The following is an 18,940-nucleotide window of genomic DNA, read 5'->3' as shown; positions in this document are numbered from 1 at the left end:
ATCACGTCAGGAGCCGGGTTGCGCAGTTCTCGTCTCCACGATCAGCCGGTCGTAGGGCGCCTCCTCGCCTGGCGGCAGCTCCTCGACGAAGCGGGAAAGCCGGAGGACCGCCCGCTCGCCTCCTCGCAGGACGGCGGAGATCGGGTAGCACAACGCCAGCTCGTCCTTGGCCCGGGTGGCCGCCACGTAGAAGAGCCGGCGCTCCTCCTCCACCTCGTCCGGCGTCTGGGCGGCTCCCGGCAGCGGGAAACGGCCCTCGGCCAGCGAGATGACGAAAACCGCCTGCCATTCCAGCCCCTTGGATTGGTGCACGGTGGACAGCGTGAGGCTCTCCGCCGGAGGCTCTCCCGTCGCCTCGCGGGCCGAGAATTCGGCCACCAGCGCGATCTCCGACAGGAAGCGCGGCAGCGCCTCGAAGCGCCCGGCGAACTCCGCCAGCTGCCGGATGTCGTCCTCGCGCCGCTCCTCTTCCGGGAACTCCGTCCGCAGGTACTCGCCGTAGCCTCCCGCCAGCACCTCCTGGATCATCTGTCCTGGTGTCAAATTCGACCCGGGGGCCCCCAAGCGCTCGAGGAGTTGGATCAGCCGGGCGAAGCCGGCGGCGGCCTTCCGGGGGAGCTCGGCCTGGACCTCGGGACGGGCCATGCCCTCCACGAGCGACAGCTCCGGCGGCAGGGCGAGCAGCGCCTCCCAGAGGGTCTCGGCGGTGGCGGGACCGATGCCGGGCACCAGCTTCACCACGCGCTTGAGGGCCAGCTCGTCCCGCGGGTTGCCCGCCAACCGCAGGTGGGCGAGCACGTCCTTCACGTGGATCTGCTCGAAGAAGCGCACGCCCGAGCGCACCCGGAAGGGGATGCCCCGGCGGACCAGCTCCAGCTGCAGCTCGATGGAGTGGCTGTGGGCGCGGTAGAGCACCGCCATCTGCTCCAGGGGCATGCCCCCGTCGCGCAGCTCGAGCACCCGCTGGGCCACGAAGGCGGCCTGCTGATCCAGATCCAGGGTGCACGCGAGCACGGGCACCGGCCCCGGGGGCCGCGAGGAGATGAGCTGCTTGGAGAACTGGCGCTGGTTGAGCGAGATGGAGGCGTTGGCCAGCCGGAGGATCTCCGGCGTCGAGCGGTAGTTGCGGGTGAGCGGGTAGATGCCGCAGCCCGGGTAGCGCTTGGGGAAGTCGATGATGTTGGTGAAGTCCGCGCCCCGGAAGCTGTAGATGGACTGGCAGTCGTCGCCCACCGCGGTGAGGTTGCGGCGCTCGCCGGCGAGCAGATCCACGAGCTCGCCCTGCAGCCGGTTGGTGTCCTGGTACTCGTCCACCAGCACGCAGTGGAACCGGTCCACGAGCTGCTCGCGGATGATGGGGTTGTCCACGAGCAGCCGCTTGAGCATCACCAGCAGATCATCGAAGTCCATCAGGTGCATGCGGCCCTTGCGCTCGGCGAAGCGGCGGGCCACCGCGAGCACGTCCTCGGCCACGGGGAGGAACTGCGGGCGGCGCTCCACCAGCACCTCGGCCACGGAGAGCTGCAGGTTGGCGGCCATGGAGACCAGGTCCAACACCACCTCGGCCTTGGGGAAGCGCCGCTCGCGGGGCAGCTTGCGCTCGGCGATGCACGAGGACATCAGGTCGCGCGCGTCCTCGCGATCCAGCACCGTGAAGTCGCGCGAGAAGCCGATGGCCCCCGCGTGCTGGCGCAGCAGCACGTGCGCCGCGTGGTGGAAGGTGCCGCTCAGCAGCTGGCGCACGTCCGCGAAGGCCCCGGCCAGCTCCTCCACCCGCCGCGTCATCTCCCGCGCGGCCCGGTTGGTGAAGGTGAGCAGCAGCACGCCCTCGGGAGGGATGCCCCGCTCCAGCAGCCGCGCCACCCGGAACGTCAGCGTGCGCGTCTTGCCCGAGCCCGCCCCGGCGATGACCAGCACCGGCCCCTCCCCCGCCTCCACCGCCAGCAGCTGCTCCTCGTTGAGCAGCCGCGCATAGTCGATCCGCGGCGCGGGAGTCGCCGTCGCGGCCTTCAGCGTGTACGTGCGGGTGGCCATGGATGGCTCACTCTACTGGTCGGTCTGACCTGCCGGATCGGGTGGGTCTCCCCCGGAGGAGAATACCTGTTCAGTGGGTCTGGAGCGCCGTGAGGCGGGCGGCGGCCTCGGCGCGGATCTCCGGGGAGGGATCCCGCTCCCGGGCCACCTCGAGCAGCAGCGGCGCCAGCTTCGGCAGCTTCGCGCCCACCGCGCGCAGGGCCTCGCGGCGCTCGGACACGGCGCTCTCCAGGCGCTCACGCACCGCGTCGTCCCCGCATGTGCGCGCCCCGGGAGTGCGCTCGCGCAGCAGCAGCTCCGCGTCCGCCAGCCGCGCCTCCGACAGCTTCAGCGCCTCCGAGGCCGTCAGCGCGAAGCCGTCCAGGTCCTCGGGGAACTCGGTGTTCGTCTTCCGGGCCCGGGCGATCGCCTCGGACGCGATGCGCGCGTTGTCCACCGCCGCGCACAGCTGCCGCGCCGCCGCCAGGGGCACGTTGCCCTCGGGCGAGATGGACTCCTCGCGCGCCACCCGCAGCGCCCACAGCGCCAGCTGCCGCGCCGCCACCGCCGCCGAGAACGACTGGCGCCGCTCCTCGCGCAGCCGCACCCAGCGCCGCAGCACCACCGGATCCGGATCCTCCGGCACGAAGGCCCGCTGGTACTCGGTGGCCGCCTCGCCCAGCCGGCCGGACAGGTCCAACAGCGCCGCCATGGACAGGTACAGCTCCGGGCTGCCCGCCTTCTCGCGCAGCGACTCCAGCCGCACCGCCACCTCGTAGTCCGCCACCGGCTTCGGCAGCGCGCTCAGCACCGTCCGCAGGCCGTCCAGCGCCCGCTGCCGCACGAGCGGATTGCGCCCCGCGCGGAAGGTCTCCAGCAAGGGGTCCACCGCCTTCACCGACACGTGCTGGCCCAGCTCCTCCGCCGCCTGCCACCGGTCCATCGGGTCCGGCGACACCAGCGCGGCCCGCAGATCCTCGAGGCTCCGCAGGTAGTGCTCCACCTGCGCGGACCGGGCCAGGGGCTCGGTGCTGCGCAGCGCCACGCGCTCGGCACGGGCCCGGGCCAGGCGCGCCGGGAAGTCCTTCAGCTTCGTCCCCAGCGGGTGCCCCGCCACGCGCGCCTCGGCCTCCTCCAGCAGCCCCGAGACGAGCAGCCCCTCCACCTCCAGCGCCAGCAGCTTCACCTTCGCCTGCTCGCGGTAGCGCCCCGCCGGGAAGTCCCGCAGGTACACGAAGAGCTGCCCCGCCCCCGCCGTCTCCGCCCGCGCGAAGCTCTCGTCGTCCAGCCGCGACTCCACCTGCAGGCGGCGCGGATCATCCGGCGACTCGCGCAGGTACTCGCGCAGTTGCCGCGGGTCCTTCGTCGTGGACAGCTCCTTCAGCTCCGCCTCCCTCAGGAGCCGCTGCGCCTCCTCGCGCTGGGCCCCCTCGGGATGGTCTCGCAGGAACTGCCGCAGCGCCGCCGCCGTGCCCGCCTCCTTCGCCGCGTTGAAGCGCAGTCCCTCCAGCAGCGCCCGGGCCGCCCGCGCCTGCGGCGCATCCGGGTTCGCATCCAGGAAACGCTTGTAGGCCAGCACCGTGTGCAGCTTCGAGGCCTCCTCGAACTCCAGCTCGGTGACGCGCACCTCGGCGGCCTCGGCGTCGTCTCCCACCGGGTACTCGCGCAGGAAGGCGCGATAGGCCTCGAGCGTGTCGGCGTCCCGCGCCCGCTGGTACGCCCGGGGCGCGCCACAGCCGGTCAGCAACAACAGCAGGGAGAGGGCTCGGAGCTTGCGCATCACCCCAGGATTACCACCACGTCTCCGGGTGAAAAAACCGGGCTTTCTCGCTCGCCTGGCTGGGTAGGTTTTTTGACGACACACCCGGTCCGCCCGACCATCGGGGCGTGGACTCGCTACAGGGAGGTCGCGACATGAGGCTCTGCGTGCTGCTCGCCGGACTGCTGGTGATGACCGGATGTGCCGCCACCGGCAGGCCCATGGGCGGAAGCGTGCTCGCCTCGAGCTACCGCTACAGCCCCCTGACGCCCGCCGCCGCGCCCAAGGCGCCGTTGAGCGAGGTCGCCGCCAGGCCCGCCGCCGCGCCTGCTTCCTCGCCTGCCCCGCGCAGGCAGGTGCGCCCTCCCCCGCCCGCCGCGAGCCGCGAGAACGTGCTCGCCACCGCGAGGGATCTCGTGGGCAGCCGCAAGGTGAAGGTCGCCGGGCGCACGTGGCCGGATGACTGCACCGGCTTCGTCGAGGGCGTGTATGCGCGGGCCGGGGTCTCCTTCCGCGGCTCCGGGGTGGCCGGGGACAACGGCGTCACGGCGATCTACCGCTACGCCCGGGACCATGGCCGCGTGTTCACCCGGGGCAAGCCGAAGCCGGGAGACCTGGTGTTCTTCCGGGAGACGTATGACCAGAACCGCGATGGGCGCCGCAACGACGGGCTGACCCACGTGGGGCTGGTGGACGAGGTGGAGAGCGATGGCACCGTCGTCGTCATCCACCGGGTGAAGCGGGGCGTGGTGCGCTACCGGATGAACCTCGCGAAGCCGGGCCTGCGGAGGGATCCGCGCACGGGCGAGGTGCTCAACGACATGCTGCGCGTGCCCGGGCCGGGGAAGATGCCCGTGCTCACCGGGCAGCTCTTCGCCTCCTACGGCTCCGTGCTGCCCGAGTCCAAGCCCGCGAAGTCCACGGCGGCCGTGGCCCGTCGGTAGGAGACAAGGCCATGACATCGGAAAACCGGAAGAGCACTGGCGACACTGCGGGGTGGTGCGACGGGATACTGCCCTACGCGCCGCTCTCGACACTCAAGCCGCTCTCCGATGGGCTCTGGTGGGTAGATGGGCCCGTCATCAAGATGAGCTATGGCCTGGTCTCCCTGCCGTTTCCCACGCGCATGGCGATCATCCGTCTGCGCTCGGGCGGCTTGTGGATGTGGTCTCCAACGGCTCCAACGCCAGAACTGTTCGCGCAGCTCGATGCGCTCGGGCCCGTCGAGCATCTCGTCTCGCCGAACAGGTTCCATTACGCGGCCATCCCGGCCTGGAAGAAGCGCTATCCGCGTGCGACGGCCTGGGCCTCCCCGGGAGTCCGTGAGCGTGCACGCTCCCAGAAGCTCGATGTCCCCTTCGATGCCGATCTCGGCGACGACGCGCCCTCGTCATGGGCGCAAGACATCGGACAGCTCATCTTCCGAGGCAGCCGCTTCATGGAAGAGGTCGTGTTCTTCCACAAGGCGTCCTCGACCTTGATCCTGGCGGATCTGGTGATGGCACTCGAACGAGAGCGTGTCCGGCCACGACTGCGATGGCTGCTCGAGCTCGGCGGCACGATGTGGCCGGGGCAAACGCCGCGCGAGGTGCAGGCGACGACTTGGGGCCGCAAACCCCAGGCGCGCGCCTGCTACCGGCGAATCCTGGACTGGAAGCCTCGCCGGGTGCTCCTCGCGCACGGCCGCTTCGACCTCGAGGATGCGACAGCCCAGCTCGAGCGCGCGTTCGCCTGGCTGCGTTGACGCGCTCCGAGCCGGGCTCCTGCCCTCACCCGTCACGCCAGCTTCGCGAGCGCTTCCTTGTGGAAGTCCTGCAGCTCGTCCTGGCGGCCCTCGTGCACCTTGCGGGCCCACTGCGCATCCGCCAGGAGCGCGCGGCCCACCGCCACGAGATCGAACTCCTCCCGCTCCAGACGGCGCAGCAGGTTGTCGAGCGACGCGGGCTTGGAGCTCTCGCCCCGGAAGGCCGCCGTGAACTCACCGCTCAGCCCCACCGAGCCCACCGTGATCGTCGGCTTGCCCGTGAGCTTCTTGGCCCAGCCCGCGAAGTTGAGCTCCGAGCCCTCGAACTCCGGCTCCCAGAACCGCCGCTGCGAGCAGTGCAGGATGTCCGTGCCCGCCTCCACGAGCGGCGTGAGCCAGGACTCCATCTCCTTGGGCGTCTGGGCGAGCTTGACGGTGAAGTCCTGCTGCTTCCACTGCGACAGGCGCAGGATGATGACCATGTCCTTGCCCACCGCCGCGCGGATGGACTTCACCACCTCGGCGCCAAAACGGGCGCGCTCGGCGATGGTGGCACCCCCGTAGGCATCGGTCCGCACGTTCGTGCCGGCCCAGAAGAACTGGTCGATCAGGTAGCCGTGCGCGCCGTGGATCTCGACCACGTCGAAGCCCAGCCGCTTCGCGTCCGCCGCCGCCTGGCCGAAGGCCGCGATGGTGTCGGCGATGGCCTCGTCCGTCATCGGCTCGGTGAACTTCTTGCCCGGAGAGGACAGGCCGGAGGGCGTATCCACCGGAGGCGGCGCGACCCAGGTGGTCATGGGGTTGCGCGCCGAGCCCACGTGCCAGAGCTGGGGGCCCATCTTCCCGCCCCCGGCATGCACCTCGTCGATGACGCGCTTCCAGCCCGCCAGCGCCTGCTCGCCATGGAAGTCGGGCACGTTGGGATCGTTCTTGGCCGAGGGCCGCTTCACCACCGTCCCCTCCGAGAGGATGAGGCCCACCTCGTTCTCGGCCCGGCGGCGGTAGTACGCGGCGACCTCGGGCGTGGGGACACCTGCCGGAGAGAACGAGCGCGTCATGGGGGCCATGACGATGCGGTTCTTCAGCGTCAGCGACTTATGGGTGAAGGGGCGGAACAGGGCGTCTGCGGCCATCGGGGGGGGCACTCCGGGGGTGAAGCGTTCAGAAGCGGCTGATTAACCCTTCCACTCCCCGTGGGCATTTAGAAGTGATGATGCCGGCAATCAGCGGAGGTGGACTCCCAGAGGGGGGCGCCACAACTCGCGGTGCAGGACAGTCGCCCGGAGGGCTCGTTGTTCCCCGTGGACGGCTGGGGGATCCTTCCGGAGCGCCGTTCCCCCCCTCCCACGGGCCCCCCCCAAAGGAGCCGCCACCGATGTCGCTGAGTACTTTCGCCAAGAAGGCCCTGCCCTGGCTCGCGTTCGCCCTGGCGATCGCCGCCCTCGGCTCCACGTGGAACTGGGCCCTCGCGAAGGCGACCGAGCGGCATCGCATCCACCACGCCTTCACCACCGGCACCACCAAGTACATCCTCGGCCTGTGCCCGAGCACCCCGCTCGTGAACGACATGCCCTCCTGGGCGAGCGACATGCGCACGCGCTGCCAGGTGAAACAGCCCTCCTGGGGCGTCGGGGACAACGGCACCGCCCGCCCCGAGCTCGACCTCGAGAACAGCTCCACGTGGCAATCCATCCAGCTCCTCTCCAGGCTCGTGCTGGAGATCTCCCCGGGCAAGCTGCTGTCCCTCCTGTCACTGGTGGTCATCTCGCTGGCCGGAGTCCTCGGCCTGCAGCGGCGGGGTTGGCTCGGCCGCCAGGGCCTCACCCTGCGCGTCGCACGGGGCGCCGCGCTGTCCATGCTCGCCATCGTCATGTTCGCCCTGAGCATCTCGCTCATGCTGCTCGACGAGCAGGAGACGCTGACGATGTGCCAGATCACCGGCAGCACCTACGCCAACCTGCTCTCCATCGACACGCGCTGCTCCCAGCAGACCCTGCTGTTGCGCGACACCCAGGCGATGCTCGCGCAGAAGAAGGACGAGCTGGATGCCCGCTCCCAGGAGCTGGAGGACCTCAAGCAGGAGATCGCCTCGCTGGGCGCGATGCGGGACGCGCTGGGCTCGTTCAAGACGGAGCTGAAGAGCCAGAGCGAGAGCACCCAGCAGCTCATCATGGCCGTCACCGGCGCCACGCTCGAGGGCATCAGCAAGGCGGTGGATCCGCTCCAGAAGGACGTGAAGGGGCTGGATGCGGCGCTCAAGACGGACCTGACGGACTTCAAGGCCGGTCTGCGCGGCGAGCTGCAGGGGGACCTGAAGGACCTGGTGCGGAGCGAGCTGAAGGCGGCCCTGCGGGAGGAGGCGCTCGAGGATCTCATCCGGCGGGAGGTGCGGGCGGCGGTACGGGAGGACGTCCGCGCGGTGGTGCGCGGAGAGCTTCAGGAGTCGCTGAAGCCGGTCCTGGCGGTGGGCCACGTGTCCGCGCCAGCGCCCAGGCCCGCGGAGCCCGCGCCCAAGGCCACGAAGACGGCGAGCAACAGCGTCTCCGCCAAACCCGCCGCGCCCGAGACCAAGAAGCCCTCCGCGCCAGCCCCTGGCAAGCGCTGAAGCGGCCTCATGGGTGCCCTCTCCCAGAGGGAGAGAGTGCATGCGCAACTCACTTCCCGGACTGGAGCTCGGAGAGCATCTCCCTCGCCTGACTGAAGTCCGCGTCCAGCGCCAGCACCCGCTCGAAGCACTCCCGCGCCTGGGCATCCTGTTCCAGGCGCACGTGGCACATGCCCTGGTTGTAGTACGTGCCGGGCGCCTCGCCGTACTCCCGCAGTGAGTGCTCGAAGAACGTCAGGGCCTCCGCCGGACGCTCCATCGCGTACAGCAGCATCCCCAGGTGGTAGGCGAGATCGTCCTGCTCTCCTCCGATCGGATAGTCCGCCTCCCACACCTGCTGGATCGCCCAGCACACCTCCTGCCGCAGCGGCTCGCTCGCGGCCTCGGCCTGGGCCAGCAACGAGGGGAAGACCGCCATCAGCAACCCGGAGTCCCAGCCACTCCAGCGCAGGAGCGCCAGGAGTTCCTCCAGCGTCATCTCCTCGTGGTGCTGCTCTATCCGCCCGAGCAGCGTGGCGTAGTCGTCCGGCCCCGAGCGCTCGATGGCCTCCTCGTACGCCAGCTCCGTCTCGCCATATCCGTCCGGCGGCTGGCCCAGCAGGAAGGCCCCCACGTGCAGGCTCACGTGACGATGGATGGGCCGCAGCACGTGTCCCTCCCGGAGGCGGAAGTACCGGCCGATGGCGTCGTAGTTCACCATCAACGAGAACGCCCCCGCGTGCCGCACCAGGCTCACCCCGGACGAGCGATCGCTCAGCTCGTCCTGGCTGGCGTGCCCCTTGTCTCCCGAGAGCAGCAGCAGGCGGTCTCCCGACAGCCGTTGCAGCCTTCGCAGGCACCGCAGCGCGGTGGAGGGAAACAGGAACGTCGCGTCGTCCAGCCGCTCCCGGTAGTCCTCCAGGATGCCATCCAGCTCCGCGTCTCCGTAGCAAGCGCCCCGCACCTCGTGGTCCTCGAAGGACACCATCGCCTGCTCCAGGAAGTCCTCCGCCTCCACCTCGCGCTCGGGCCGCGGCGAGGAGACCGAGACGAGGCACTCGTGGAGCACGCCGTCACGCACGGAGAAGGCGTCCTGCGGAATGCTGTCGAAGAAGTAGTTGGCCACCACCGCCAGCGGGTTCGCCACCGTGCCCGGCGCCAGCACGGTGCCACTGCGGCGGAGCACCAGCTGCGCATCGTGCTCGGCGTCGAAGCGGGCCACGTCCAACAGGCCCTCGTCGAGGAAGGGCTGGAGCCGGGGATGGGACAGCCAGAACTCGAGGTTGCGCTCGGGCAGGTCCGTCATCACGTACCGGAAGCCCACGTCCCTCAGCCGCGAGCGCGCGTGCAGCCGGCGGAAGGCCTCCAGGAAGTGGAAGGCGAAGCGCCCCGACCCGGCCCCGAGCTCGATGAGATGGAAGGGCTGGCCCGAGTCCCACTCGGAGGCCGCGCACCAGTCCCGCATCCACCCGAGCACCACCTGCGCATAGGCCTGGCCAGCGACGGGGTTGCTGGTGATGAAGCTCGGCAGGAGTCCCCGGCGCCAGGCCTCGATGCCCTGCCGCTCGTAGAAGGCCCGCTGGCGGCTCCACAGCAGGGAGCGCGACAGGCGTTGGTTGTGCTCGAGGACGACACCGGTCGGCTCCACCCCAGGCACCGTCCCACCTGGGGGGGAGAGCGTCAAGCCACTACGTCGACGAGGACACCCGCGCCGTGCGATCCCACGCCGCCCGCTGTGTGTTCCTCAGGAACCGCCAGAACCCCACGACGATCGCCAGGTTCATGGTCACGAAGTAGTAGGCCACCGACGCCACCCGGCGCGCCGAGCCCTTCAGCAACCCCTTCTTCCCCAGGTACGCCAGCGCGTAGAACAGCGTCTGCCCCACCAGCGTCAGCTTGTAGAGCGGGCTGCTCAGCAGGAAGAGGTTGGCCACCAGCGCCAGCACCATCAGCGCCGGGGCGCACCAGCGCAGCAGCTTGTGCGACCAGAACGCGAACGCCGGGAAGCCCGACAGCGGCGAGAGCAGCCCCGGCACCATCCTCAGGCTCTGGAAGTTGCCCGCCGCGATGCGCGCCCTCCGCCCGAACTCCTTGCCGTAATCCTCCGTCGTCTCCTCGTGCGCCACCGCCTCGGGCTCGTAGACCACCTTGTAGCCCTTCTCGAGAATGCGCAGCGGAATCACGAAGTCGTCCACGATCGTCGCCGGCGGCAGGGCGCTGAACAGCGAGCGCCGGATGGCGTACAGGCCTCCGTTCGCCCCCACCACCGCGCCCCGCTTGCCCTCGTAGAGCTTGATGAGCGATTCGTACGTCCAGTACGTGCTCTCCTCGTACTCGGCCTTCGTCGGGTTGTAGAGCCGCAGCTGCCCGCACACCGCCCCCACCTCGGGGTCCTCGAAGTGCCGCACCAGCCGCTTCACCGCCTCCGGCTCGATCATCGTGTTCGCGTCCGAGAGCAGCACGATGTCGCCCTTGGCCATGGGGATGCACCGGTTGAGCACCGACGTCTTGCCCCCGCGCGGCGCCGCCGACAGCCGCACCCGCTCGTCCGTGCACCGCAGCACCCGCTCATCCGTCCCGTCCATCGAGCCGTCCGAGCCGATCAGCATCTCGAAGCGCGCCGCCGGATAGTCCAACGCCAGACTGTTGCGCAGCTTCTCGTCGATGCAGCTCGCCTCGTTGTAGGCCGCCACCACCAGGCTCACCCGGGGCAGCCCGCTCGCCTGCTGCTCCTCGCGGCGCCGGTTCGCCCCCGAGCGCATGGAGCGCACGTTGTGCAGCACCTGCGCCACCCCATCCAGGGCGAACAGCACCAAAGGGTAGAGAAAGTACGTGTGCACCAACAACACCGCGGCACACCAGAACACCAGCTCCGCCATCACCCTGCCTCCCCGGCCGTCTCACACGTTGACCCGGAACAGGCCGGAGCAAGGCTCGTACCGCCGCCCGGAGCGGACCCTGTCCTCCAGGGCGAGATCGCAAGCACCCGGCTCGCCCCCAAGGGATGGGAACTTGTTTTCCCTCCCTGGGAACCGGGCCGCCCACCGGGGTCAGGGCACGGGACTTGCCTCGGGTGCGGGGCTGGCCTCGGGCGCGGAGCCTCCCCCGGTGGTGGGCGCCGGAGGGGCGTCCTCCTCGGGGGCCGGGACGAACTCGGGCGTGTCCTGGGGCTCGGGGGCCGGCGTCGTCGCGGGCTCGGCCGCCCGCTTCTCCAGCTCCTCGGCGTACGCATGGAGTTGCTGGGCCAGCTCGTGCTTGGGGTTGAGGGTGATGACGGTGTCCAACGCCGTCTTCGCCAGGGCCGGATCCTTGCGCAGCAGGGCGATGCGCGCTTCCAGCATGGAGGCCCGCAGGTTGCTGTTGTCCGCCTCGCGCATGGCCACCACCGCCTTGAAGGACTGCTCGACATTGCCCCCCACGGGGTTGGCGGAGTTGAGCACGTACTCGGCCAGCGTCAGCGAGCTCCAGTCCCGCTGCCCGGCCTGGGCCAGCTTCACGGCCATGCCGGGCGCATCGCCCCCACCCATGACACCCGTCATGAAGGCCTGGGCCTTGAGCCGCGCCAGGGCGGGCTCCGGCTCCTCCTTCTCGGGAGCCGCCGCCAGCTGCTTCAACACCTGCACCGCCTCCCTCGAGAGCACCGCGGCACGCTCCTCGAGCGGCGTGAGGGCCTGCTCCAGCTTGGACAGCTCCTCCCCCATCGTGTTGACGAGGCTCTGCCAGTTGGCGGGCGTCTGATTCAAACGGAGGCGGGCGAGCTCGGTCTTCAGCCCCTCCCCCTTCTGCCGGAGCGTGGCCACCCGCACCTGGGTGTCGTCCAGGTGCGTGGCGAGCGCGATGCCCACCTCCGCCAGCAGCTCGACGCTCTGGGGATTCGCCGCCGACAGGGCCTTCAACCGGGAGAGGGCCTCCTCCTTCGACGCCGCGTCGTCCCGCCGCAACAACACCAGCGCCTCGTCCCGGGCCCCCCGCGCCTCGGGCGGAATGGCGTGGGCCTTCGAGCGCCAGGCCGGCGAGGTCAGGAACGCCGTCAGCAGGAGCACGAGCACGCCCCCCGCGATGAGCAGTCCCCTGCCCTTACGGCCCGGCTGGGGCGGCTTCTTGCGGCCCCCGGGGTTGTTGACGCTCTCGACCGCGTGCTCGAGCGCCTCCAGCGGCAGCTCCAGCGGCTTGGACGGCCCCGGCGGGGCTCCCGCCACGGAGGCCTTGTTCTCGGAAGACGCCTCCGCCCTCAGCTCATCGATCGGGCGGTTCAACTGCTCGAGGATCTCCTCGGGAAGCTCGATGGGCGTGTGCGCGGCGACCGCCACCGCGGGCTCGGCCGCGGGCGCGCGGGGCGCCGGGACCGCGGGCGTCTCCCGCGACGGAGCCCGGGGCTGCAGACCCGGAGGATGCGCGGCCACGGGCGGCGGCTCCGTCACCGCGCCGAACACCTGCGTCGTCCCGGTAGCAGCCGGGCCCGCCGCGGGCTTCGCCACGGGAGCCATCTGCGGATGGGAGCCGAAGGGCGGCGTCGTCGACGCGGAGGGAGGCCGGGCCGGATGGGGACGCGGGGCGGCCTGGGGCTCGGGCAGCTCGGTGCCGAGCACCAGGAACTGCGCCGTGGAGGGAGTCGGCTGCTGCGGCGGGGGCTGCGGCACCGCGCCGAACACCTGGGTCCCCGTGGCGAGGGGAGGCGCCGAACCCGCCGGAGTCTTCGCGGCGGGCGCGGGCTTCGCTGAGGCGGGCGGCTTCGCGGCCGGAGCGGGCTTCGCGGCGGCGGGCGCGGGCTTCGCCGCGGCGGGCGGCTTCGCGGCCGGCGCGGGCTTCGCCACGGGCGCCATGGGAGGCACCTGGGGCACCGCGCCGAACACCTGCGTCGTCATGGCGGACGGCGCCGTTCCCGCCGCGGGCTTCGCCACCGGCGCCATGGGAGGCACCTGGGGCACCGCGCCGAACACCTGCGTCGTCGAGGCGGACGGCGGCGTGCCGCTCTTGCCATCACCGTAGACCAGCGTGGCGTTCAGGTTCGGCTGGGCCGCCGGGCGCGGCGGCTGCACCGCGCCGAATGCCTGGGTGGTGTGGGGAGCCGGGGCGGCGGCCTGGGCCGGCGGAGTGGCGATGAAGACGTGGCTGCAACGGGTGCACTGCACCGGTACACCCCCGGGCGGAAGCAACCGGGGGTCGAGCGCGTACTGCATCGAGCACTGGGGGCAGGCGATCTCCACACACGGTATCTACCACACGCCCTGGGGCGCTGGCGCCTACCGTAGCTCCGTTGTCGCCTGGAGGGCCTCCAACCGGGCTGCGCCCACGCCCGGCACCTCCGCCACCTGCTCCCACGAGACGAAGCGGCCTCCGGCCTCCCGCGCCTGGACGAGGCGCCGGGCGAGCGAGGCCCCCACTCCGGGCACCTTCGCGAGCTCGGCCTCGGAGACCGCGTTCAAATCCAACCGCTGTCCCAGCAGCAGGCGCTGCGGGGCGGAGGGCACGGCGCCCTCTCCGCACACCGCGACACCCCGCACCACACGCACCGCGCCGGGCTCACAGTCCAGCGCGGGCGTGGAGTCCGGCCAGCGGCCGCGCGCCAGCACGCCCAGGCCCAACAGCCCGAGCGCGGCCACCGCGAGTGCCCCTGTCCGGTTCACCGCTCAGCTCGCCGCGGGAGCCTTGTCCAGCCCGAACGCCGTGTGCAGCGCCCGGACGGCCAGCTCCGTGTACTTCGACTGGATGAGGCAGGAGACCTTGATCTCCGAGGTGGAGATGAGCTGGATGTTGATGCCCTCGGCGGCGAGGATCTGGAACATCCTGGCCGCCACGCCCGAGTGGTTGCGCATGCCCACGCCCACGATGGAGACCTTGGCCACGTCGCCGTCCGTCTCCACGCTGCCGGCGTTGACCTCGCGGGCCACCCGCTCGACGACCTCCTTGGCCTTGACCAGGTCCGTCTTGCCCACCGTGAAGGACAGGTCCGTCCTGCCCTCCTTGGAGGCCGTCTGGACGATCAGGTCCACCACGATGTTCTGCGCGTCGAGCGCCCCGAAGATCCGCGCGGCCACGCCCGGCACGTCCGGCACGCCGCTGATGGCGAGCTTCGCCTCGTTCTTGTCGTAGGCGATGCCGCTGACAACCACGTTCTCCATCGACTTGTCCTCCTCACACACCAGGGTCCCCGGGTCGTCCGTGAAGGAGGACTTCACCCAGAGCGGCACCTTGTACTTCATCGCGAACTCGACCGAGCGGATCTGCAGCACCTTGGCGCCCACGCTCGCCAGGTCGAGCATCTCCTCGTAGGAGATGCGATCCAGCTTGCGTGCCGCGGGGCACACGTTGGGGTCGGTCGTGTAGACGCCGTCCACGTCCGTGTAGATCTCACAGGCGTCGGCCTTGAGCGCCGCGGCGAGCGCCACCGCCGTGGTGTCCGAGCCACCGCGTCCCAGGGTGGTGACGTTGCCCTGCTCGTCCTGGCCCTGGAAGCCGGCCACCACCACGATGTGCTTCTGTTTGAGCGCCTCGACGATCTTGTCGGCGTCGATGCGTTTGATGCGCGCCTTGGAGAAGGTGCTGTCGGTGACGATCTGCACCTGGTGGCCGAGGAAGCTGGTGGCCAGGCCTCCCTGCGCCTGGATGGCCAGGGCCACCAGGCCGATGGACACCTGCTCGCCGGTGGCCACCACCACGTCCTGCTCGCGCTCGCTCGGCCGGTCGGTGATCTGCGAGACGAGTTTCAACAGACGGTTGGTCTCTCCGGACATCGCGGAGACGACGACGACCACGTCGTTGCCCGCTTTCTGGGCCGCGATGCAGCGGCGCGCCACGTTCTTCATCCGATCGGTATCGCCGACCGAGGTTCCGCCGTACTTCTGGACGATCAAGGCCACGTTGGCTGGTTCCTCCTGGAACGGCGCGTCAAGCTAGTGAGGTGGCCCCCCGGCTGTCAAAAGCTCCCTGAGCGGACGGGCTGCACGCCGCCACCTGTTGGGATATAGGGCCCCGTATCGCCGCCCCCGTAGCCTGGAGCCCCCGACATGTACCGCCCCCGCCTTCTCATCGATGGTGACACCCTCCGGCTGGAGGAGATCCTGCTGGTTGCCCGCAACGAGGCGATCGTCCAGCTCACGCCCGAGTCCGAGGCCTGCGTCAAGGCCTCGCGAGACCTGGTGGACCGGGTGGCCGCCGGGGACACGCCCGCCTACGGCATCAACACCGGCTTCGGCACCCTGGCCGAGGTGCGCATCGACAAGAAGGATCTGCGCGAGCTGCAGCGCAACCTGATCCTCTCGCACGCCGCGGGCGTGGGCACCCCCATGCCCCTGCCCGAGGCGCGCGCCCTGCTGCTGCTGCGGTGCAACGTGCTGGCCAAGGGCTTCTCGGGCATCCGCCTGGAGACGCTGCAGCTGGCGCTGGACATGCTGAACAAGGACGTGGTGCCGGTGGTGCCCGAGCGCGGCAGCGTGGGTGCCTCGGGAGACCTGGCGCCGCTGGCGCACCTGGCGCTGGTGTTCATCGGCGAGGGCGAGGCCTTCTACCAGGGCCAGCGGATGCCGGCCCGCCAGGCGCTGGAGCGCGCCGGGCTGAAGCCGGTGGTGCTGGAGGCCAAGGAGGGCCTGGCGCTCGTGAATGGCACGCAGGCCATGTGCGCCGTGGGCACCCTGCTCCAGCTGCGCGCCGAGTCGCTCGCCACGGTGGCGGACATCGCCGGCTCCATGACGCTCGAGGGCCTGCTGGGCAGCCACAAGCCCTTCATCCCGGAGATCCAGGAGGTGCGTCCGCACGAGGGCCAGAAGGCCTGCGCGGCCCACCTGCTGACGCTGCTGGCGGGAAGCGATCTGGTGGAGACGCACGTCCACTGCAGCAAGGTGCAGGACCCGTACTCGCTGCGCTGCATGCCGCAGGTGCACGGCGCGGCCCGCGAGGGGCTCGCCTTCGCGCGGCGGATTCTCGAGGTCGAGGTGAACAGCGCCACGGACAACCCGCTGGTCTTCGTGGAGGGCAACCGAATCGTGTCGGGCGGCAACTTCCACGGGCAGCCCATCTCGCTGGCCATGGACGTGGCGGCGATGGCGCTGACGCAGCTGTCCTCGATCAGCGAGCGGCGCGTGGAGCAGCTGGTGAACCCGGCGCTGTCCAACCTGCCGCCGTTCCTGGCGAAGAACTCGGGGCTGAACTCGGGCTTCATGATCGCCCAGGTGACGAGCGCGGCGCTGGTGGCCGAGTCGCGCGTGCTGTGCCACCCGGCCTCGGTGGACTCGATTCCGTCCTCGGCGGGCCGGGAGGATCACGTGTCCATGGGCATGACGGCGGCGCTGAAGGGCCGGCAGGTGGCGGACTTCACGCGCACGTGCCTGGCGATTGAGATCCTGGTGGCGAGCCAGGCGCTGGACTTCCGGCTGCCGGTGAAGGCGGGCCGGGGCCCCCGCGCCGCGCACGAGCTGGTGCGCAGCCGCGTGCCCACCATGGAGAAGGACCGGGAGCTCCACCGCGACATCGAGGCCGTCTGCGAGCTCATCGACTCGGGCGAGCTGCTCCGGGTCGTGCGCGCCGCCACGGCGTAGGCACGGTCAGAAGGCATGGGGGCGGCGGCACTGAAATCCGCCGCCCCAGGCTTCCGGGCGAGAGCGCTCCGCGCGCTCAGATGCTGTTTCCGCCACGACATGGCCGCGGGCTCACCCTTATGCGGCTCGTGACCTTCAGACGTCAGCGTCCTTGACCTGCCTGGATGTGTGTGTTCCGGTCCTGAAGCCGCGCCGTTCCTCGTGGCGCTCTGGTGCAGGACTGGACGATGAACAAGCTGACGAAGCTCTCGATCAAGAAGTTTCGGAACGTTGCTCCGACCACACTCGAGTTCCGTCCTGGTCTCAACGTGCTACTCGGCAAGAACGCGGCCGGGAAGACGACGCTGCTTCGTTTGTTGTCAACGGCAGTCGGCGCCCCAGAAGAAGCGCTCAGGGATGACGTACTGGATTTGAGCTACCGCGTCTCTAGCGCAGCGCTCGAATTTGAGCACACGCTTGTGAGGACACGAATCGATGAGCCGACCCTTGGCCTTGAGCCGGGTCGTCCGGAGAGAGAAGAACTCTCCAGCATCCAACAAACCAACTCAATCGTCATTGAAAAGGACGGTGCGGTCGTCGCGAAAGCCCAAGTACTCGCAAATGAAGTTGTGCTCGAATTCGCCGGCAAACAGAGCCGAATACAGCAGCGTAATTTTGTATCACCTATTTCAGCGTTATCTCTGGCATTGAGCAGAGACAGAAACGACCCTGCATCAAAAGATTTGGCGGGAAAGCTCCTGTCGGCGCGAATTCAAAGCGCGGGCCGCATGGACGAAAGCCTTGATCGATTCAACAGGCTACTCAAATTCGAACTAAGGAAGGAGCGGCTTAAAGACAGCTCAAGAGTCATCTTCAACACCGGGGACGCTCCCCGATCCATGTATGCGATAGACCCAAATCTCATACCAGAAGACATGTCAGCAACGTTCTCGCTTGAGTTTCTTGAGCGTGCTGCGCATGTGCTTGGTTATGAATCCGCGAGCGCGCGATTCGATGTCGAACGCCTTAGCCCAGATCCAGGCCGGCAAATTGCACGCCTGAGCAATCTCCGGTTCTTCTTCAGACGGCCTGGCGAGGAGGTCTCCCACGATCTGCTCAGTTACGGTCAAAAGCGCTTGCTCACCTTCTTCGCACACGCAGACGCCTCACGAGACATCATCATCGCAGACGAACTCGTGAACGGCCTTCATCACGAGTGGATTTCGGCATGTCTGACCGAAATTGGTGACCGGCAGGCCTTCCTGACGAGCCAGAACCCACTGTTGCTCGACTTCTTGCGATTCGACAGCGCCGACGAAGTTCGTCGAACCTTCATCCTCTGCGAGCGAGCCACCGGTGAATCCGGTCCACAACTCATCTGGCGCAATCCCACCGAGGAGGAAGCCGAATCGTTCTTCTCGGCGTACCAGACAGGGATCCAGCGCGTCTCGGACATCTTGCTCACCAAGGGCCTCTGGTGACACGTCATGGAAGTCCGTGCCCGTATCCTCGTGCTGACCGAGGACTCTGGTGAGCAGGCCCAGCCAACCCTCCAGAAGCTCTTGAAGGAGGCGCTCAAGCTCGTCGATCCGAGCGTCGACCTGAATCCGAATCGTATCCGGCTCGAACCACTCCCCGAGAACGAACGCGCGCTCCTCGCTGTCCGTGCCAATCAATGGAAGGAGCAGCCGCCGACCATCGAGGCGATTCGTCTTCTCGAATTGATCGCGACCCGGCTGGTGGAACCGGCGGGATTCGTTGTCTTCCACTTCGATACCGACCGTGTGTGGGCCGAGCGCCACAACAGCGAGAACCGCCAGAAGTTCGAGACGATCATCCGAGAGCGCGTGCGTCGCATCCTGCGCGGTGACGTTCCGGCTCCACGGTTCGGCCCTCAGCGCCCGCGACCCACGCTGACGGCCGAGCAGATCGAGATGGCGCTGGGGCGTCTTCTCGTTCTGTCCCCCTGCTACAGCATCGAGTCCTGGCTCTACCAGGCAACGAAGGAAGTTCTCGCGTACTGCCAGGAACGCCACGATTCCGAAGCACATGTGCTGCGCATTCAGTCATGGTCCGCGGACCGGAAGCTCCTCGACGAGATTTCGCGACCCAAGCATGAGGCCCTGACTTGCGTGGGTGATCTCCACAACGAAGCCCTCGCCAAGGCATTCCCGGCAGAAGAGGTGTGGCTTGCCGAGCGGTCATTCTTCGAGTCCGTCGAGCGACTTCGAGCCTGCTCCGCACTGGTCGAAGCGCTCGGGTATGGAGTCCGCTCGGCCGCTGCCCGGGCGGAGGGCCACGGGCCGCACGAGCCTTGATGGCGCGTG

At 69.4% G+C, this 18,940-nt stretch carries 14 protein-coding genes; 6 read left to right on the top strand and 8 right to left on the bottom strand.

Annotation, left to right across the window (positions count from 1 at the left end):
* Positions 1–6 precede the first annotated feature (6 nt).
* Both VFZ09_RS35990 and VFZ09_RS35985 read right to left on the bottom strand, forming a co-directional pair.
* On the bottom strand, positions 7–2,034 hold the full coding sequence (locus VFZ09_RS35990) for an ATP-dependent helicase (protein WP_329732286.1): 2,028 nt from the start codon (positions 2,032–2,034) through the stop codon (positions 7–9).
* A 70-nt stretch (positions 2,035–2,104) separates the two neighbouring features.
* On the bottom strand, positions 2,105–3,793 hold the full coding sequence (locus VFZ09_RS35985) for a HEAT repeat domain-containing protein (RefSeq protein WP_329732285.1): 1,689 nt from the start codon (positions 3,791–3,793) through the stop codon (positions 2,105–2,107).
* A 134-nt stretch (positions 3,794–3,927) separates the two neighbouring features.
* On the opposite strand from VFZ09_RS35985, the gene VFZ09_RS35980 reads away from it, so the two are divergent.
* Complete coding sequence (locus VFZ09_RS35980) at positions 3,928–4,716, top strand: CHAP domain-containing protein (protein ID WP_329732284.1); 789 nt, start codon at positions 3,928–3,930, stop codon at positions 4,714–4,716.
* Positions 4,717–4,727: 11 nt separating this feature from the next.
* Complete coding sequence (locus VFZ09_RS35975; RefSeq protein WP_329732283.1) at positions 4,728–5,516, top strand: DUF4336 domain-containing protein; 789 nt, start codon at positions 4,728–4,730, stop codon at positions 5,514–5,516.
* A gap of 32 nt (positions 5,517–5,548) precedes the next feature.
* On the opposite strand, the gene VFZ09_RS35970 is transcribed toward VFZ09_RS35975, so the two are convergent.
* Positions 5,549–6,649 (bottom strand): NADH:flavin oxidoreductase, encoded by a 1,101-nt coding sequence (locus VFZ09_RS35970; RefSeq protein WP_329732282.1) that lies wholly within the window; start codon positions 6,647–6,649, stop codon positions 5,549–5,551.
* A gap of 242 nt (positions 6,650–6,891) precedes the next feature.
* On the opposite strand from VFZ09_RS35970, the gene VFZ09_RS35965 reads away from it, so the two are divergent.
* On the top strand, positions 6,892–8,121 hold the full coding sequence (locus tag VFZ09_RS35965) for a hypothetical protein (RefSeq protein WP_329732281.1): 1,230 nt from the start codon (positions 6,892–6,894) through the stop codon (positions 8,119–8,121).
* Positions 8,122–8,170: 49 nt separating this feature from the next.
* Here the strand turns inward: VFZ09_RS35965 and VFZ09_RS35960 are convergent, their stop codons facing one another.
* From VFZ09_RS35960 to VFZ09_RS35940, 5 genes are all read right to left on the bottom strand, one after another.
* The gene (locus VFZ09_RS35960) at positions 8,171–9,748 is read right to left on the bottom strand and encodes a tetratricopeptide repeat protein (RefSeq protein ID WP_329732280.1); all 1,578 of its coding nucleotides are present in this window, start codon (positions 9,746–9,748) and stop codon (positions 8,171–8,173) included.
* A 40-nt stretch (positions 9,749–9,788) separates the two neighbouring features.
* Positions 9,789–10,979, bottom strand: coding sequence for a glycosyltransferase family 2 protein (locus VFZ09_RS35955; protein WP_329732279.1), 1,191 nt, complete (start codon positions 10,977–10,979; stop codon positions 9,789–9,791).
* Positions 10,980–11,150: 171 nt separating this feature from the next.
* Positions 11,151–13,307, bottom strand: a complete 2,157-nt coding sequence (locus VFZ09_RS35950) for a zinc-ribbon domain-containing protein (RefSeq protein WP_329732278.1) — start codon at positions 13,305–13,307, stop codon at positions 11,151–11,153.
* Between the two features lie 36 nt (positions 13,308–13,343).
* On the bottom strand, positions 13,344–13,727 hold the full coding sequence (locus tag VFZ09_RS35945) for a helix-hairpin-helix domain-containing protein (RefSeq protein ID WP_329732277.1): 384 nt from the start codon (positions 13,725–13,727) through the stop codon (positions 13,344–13,346).
* A 3-nt stretch (positions 13,728–13,730) separates the two neighbouring features.
* Entirely contained in the window at positions 13,731–14,960 is a 1,230-nt protein-coding gene (locus VFZ09_RS35940; RefSeq protein WP_329732276.1) for an aspartate kinase, read from the bottom strand.
* 147 nt (positions 14,961–15,107) lie between these two features.
* On the opposite strand from VFZ09_RS35940, the gene hutH reads away from it, so the two are divergent.
* The 3 genes from hutH to VFZ09_RS35925 all read left to right on the top strand — a co-directional run bounded on the left by hutH (position 15,108) and on the right by VFZ09_RS35925 (position 18,931).
* A complete protein-coding gene (gene hutH / locus VFZ09_RS35935; protein WP_329732275.1) occupies positions 15,108–16,634 on the top strand; it encodes a histidine ammonia-lyase in 1,527 nt (508 codons plus the stop codon).
* Positions 16,635–16,861: 227 nt separating this feature from the next.
* On the top strand, positions 16,862–18,094 hold the full coding sequence (locus VFZ09_RS35930; protein WP_329732274.1) for an AAA family ATPase: 1,233 nt from the start codon (positions 16,862–16,864) through the stop codon (positions 18,092–18,094).
* A gap of 6 nt (positions 18,095–18,100) precedes the next feature.
* Positions 18,101–18,931, top strand: a complete 831-nt coding sequence (locus tag VFZ09_RS35925; RefSeq protein ID WP_329732273.1) for a hypothetical protein — start codon at positions 18,101–18,103, stop codon at positions 18,929–18,931.
* Positions 18,932–18,940 lie beyond the last annotated feature (9 nt).

This window comes from Archangium sp. (assembly GCF_036277355.1).
Classification (GTDB): Bacteria; Myxococcota; Myxococcia; order Myxococcales; family Myxococcaceae; genus Archangium.
Note: the sequence above shows the minus strand (reverse complement) of the source record. Positions and strands in the feature narration are given on the sequence as shown.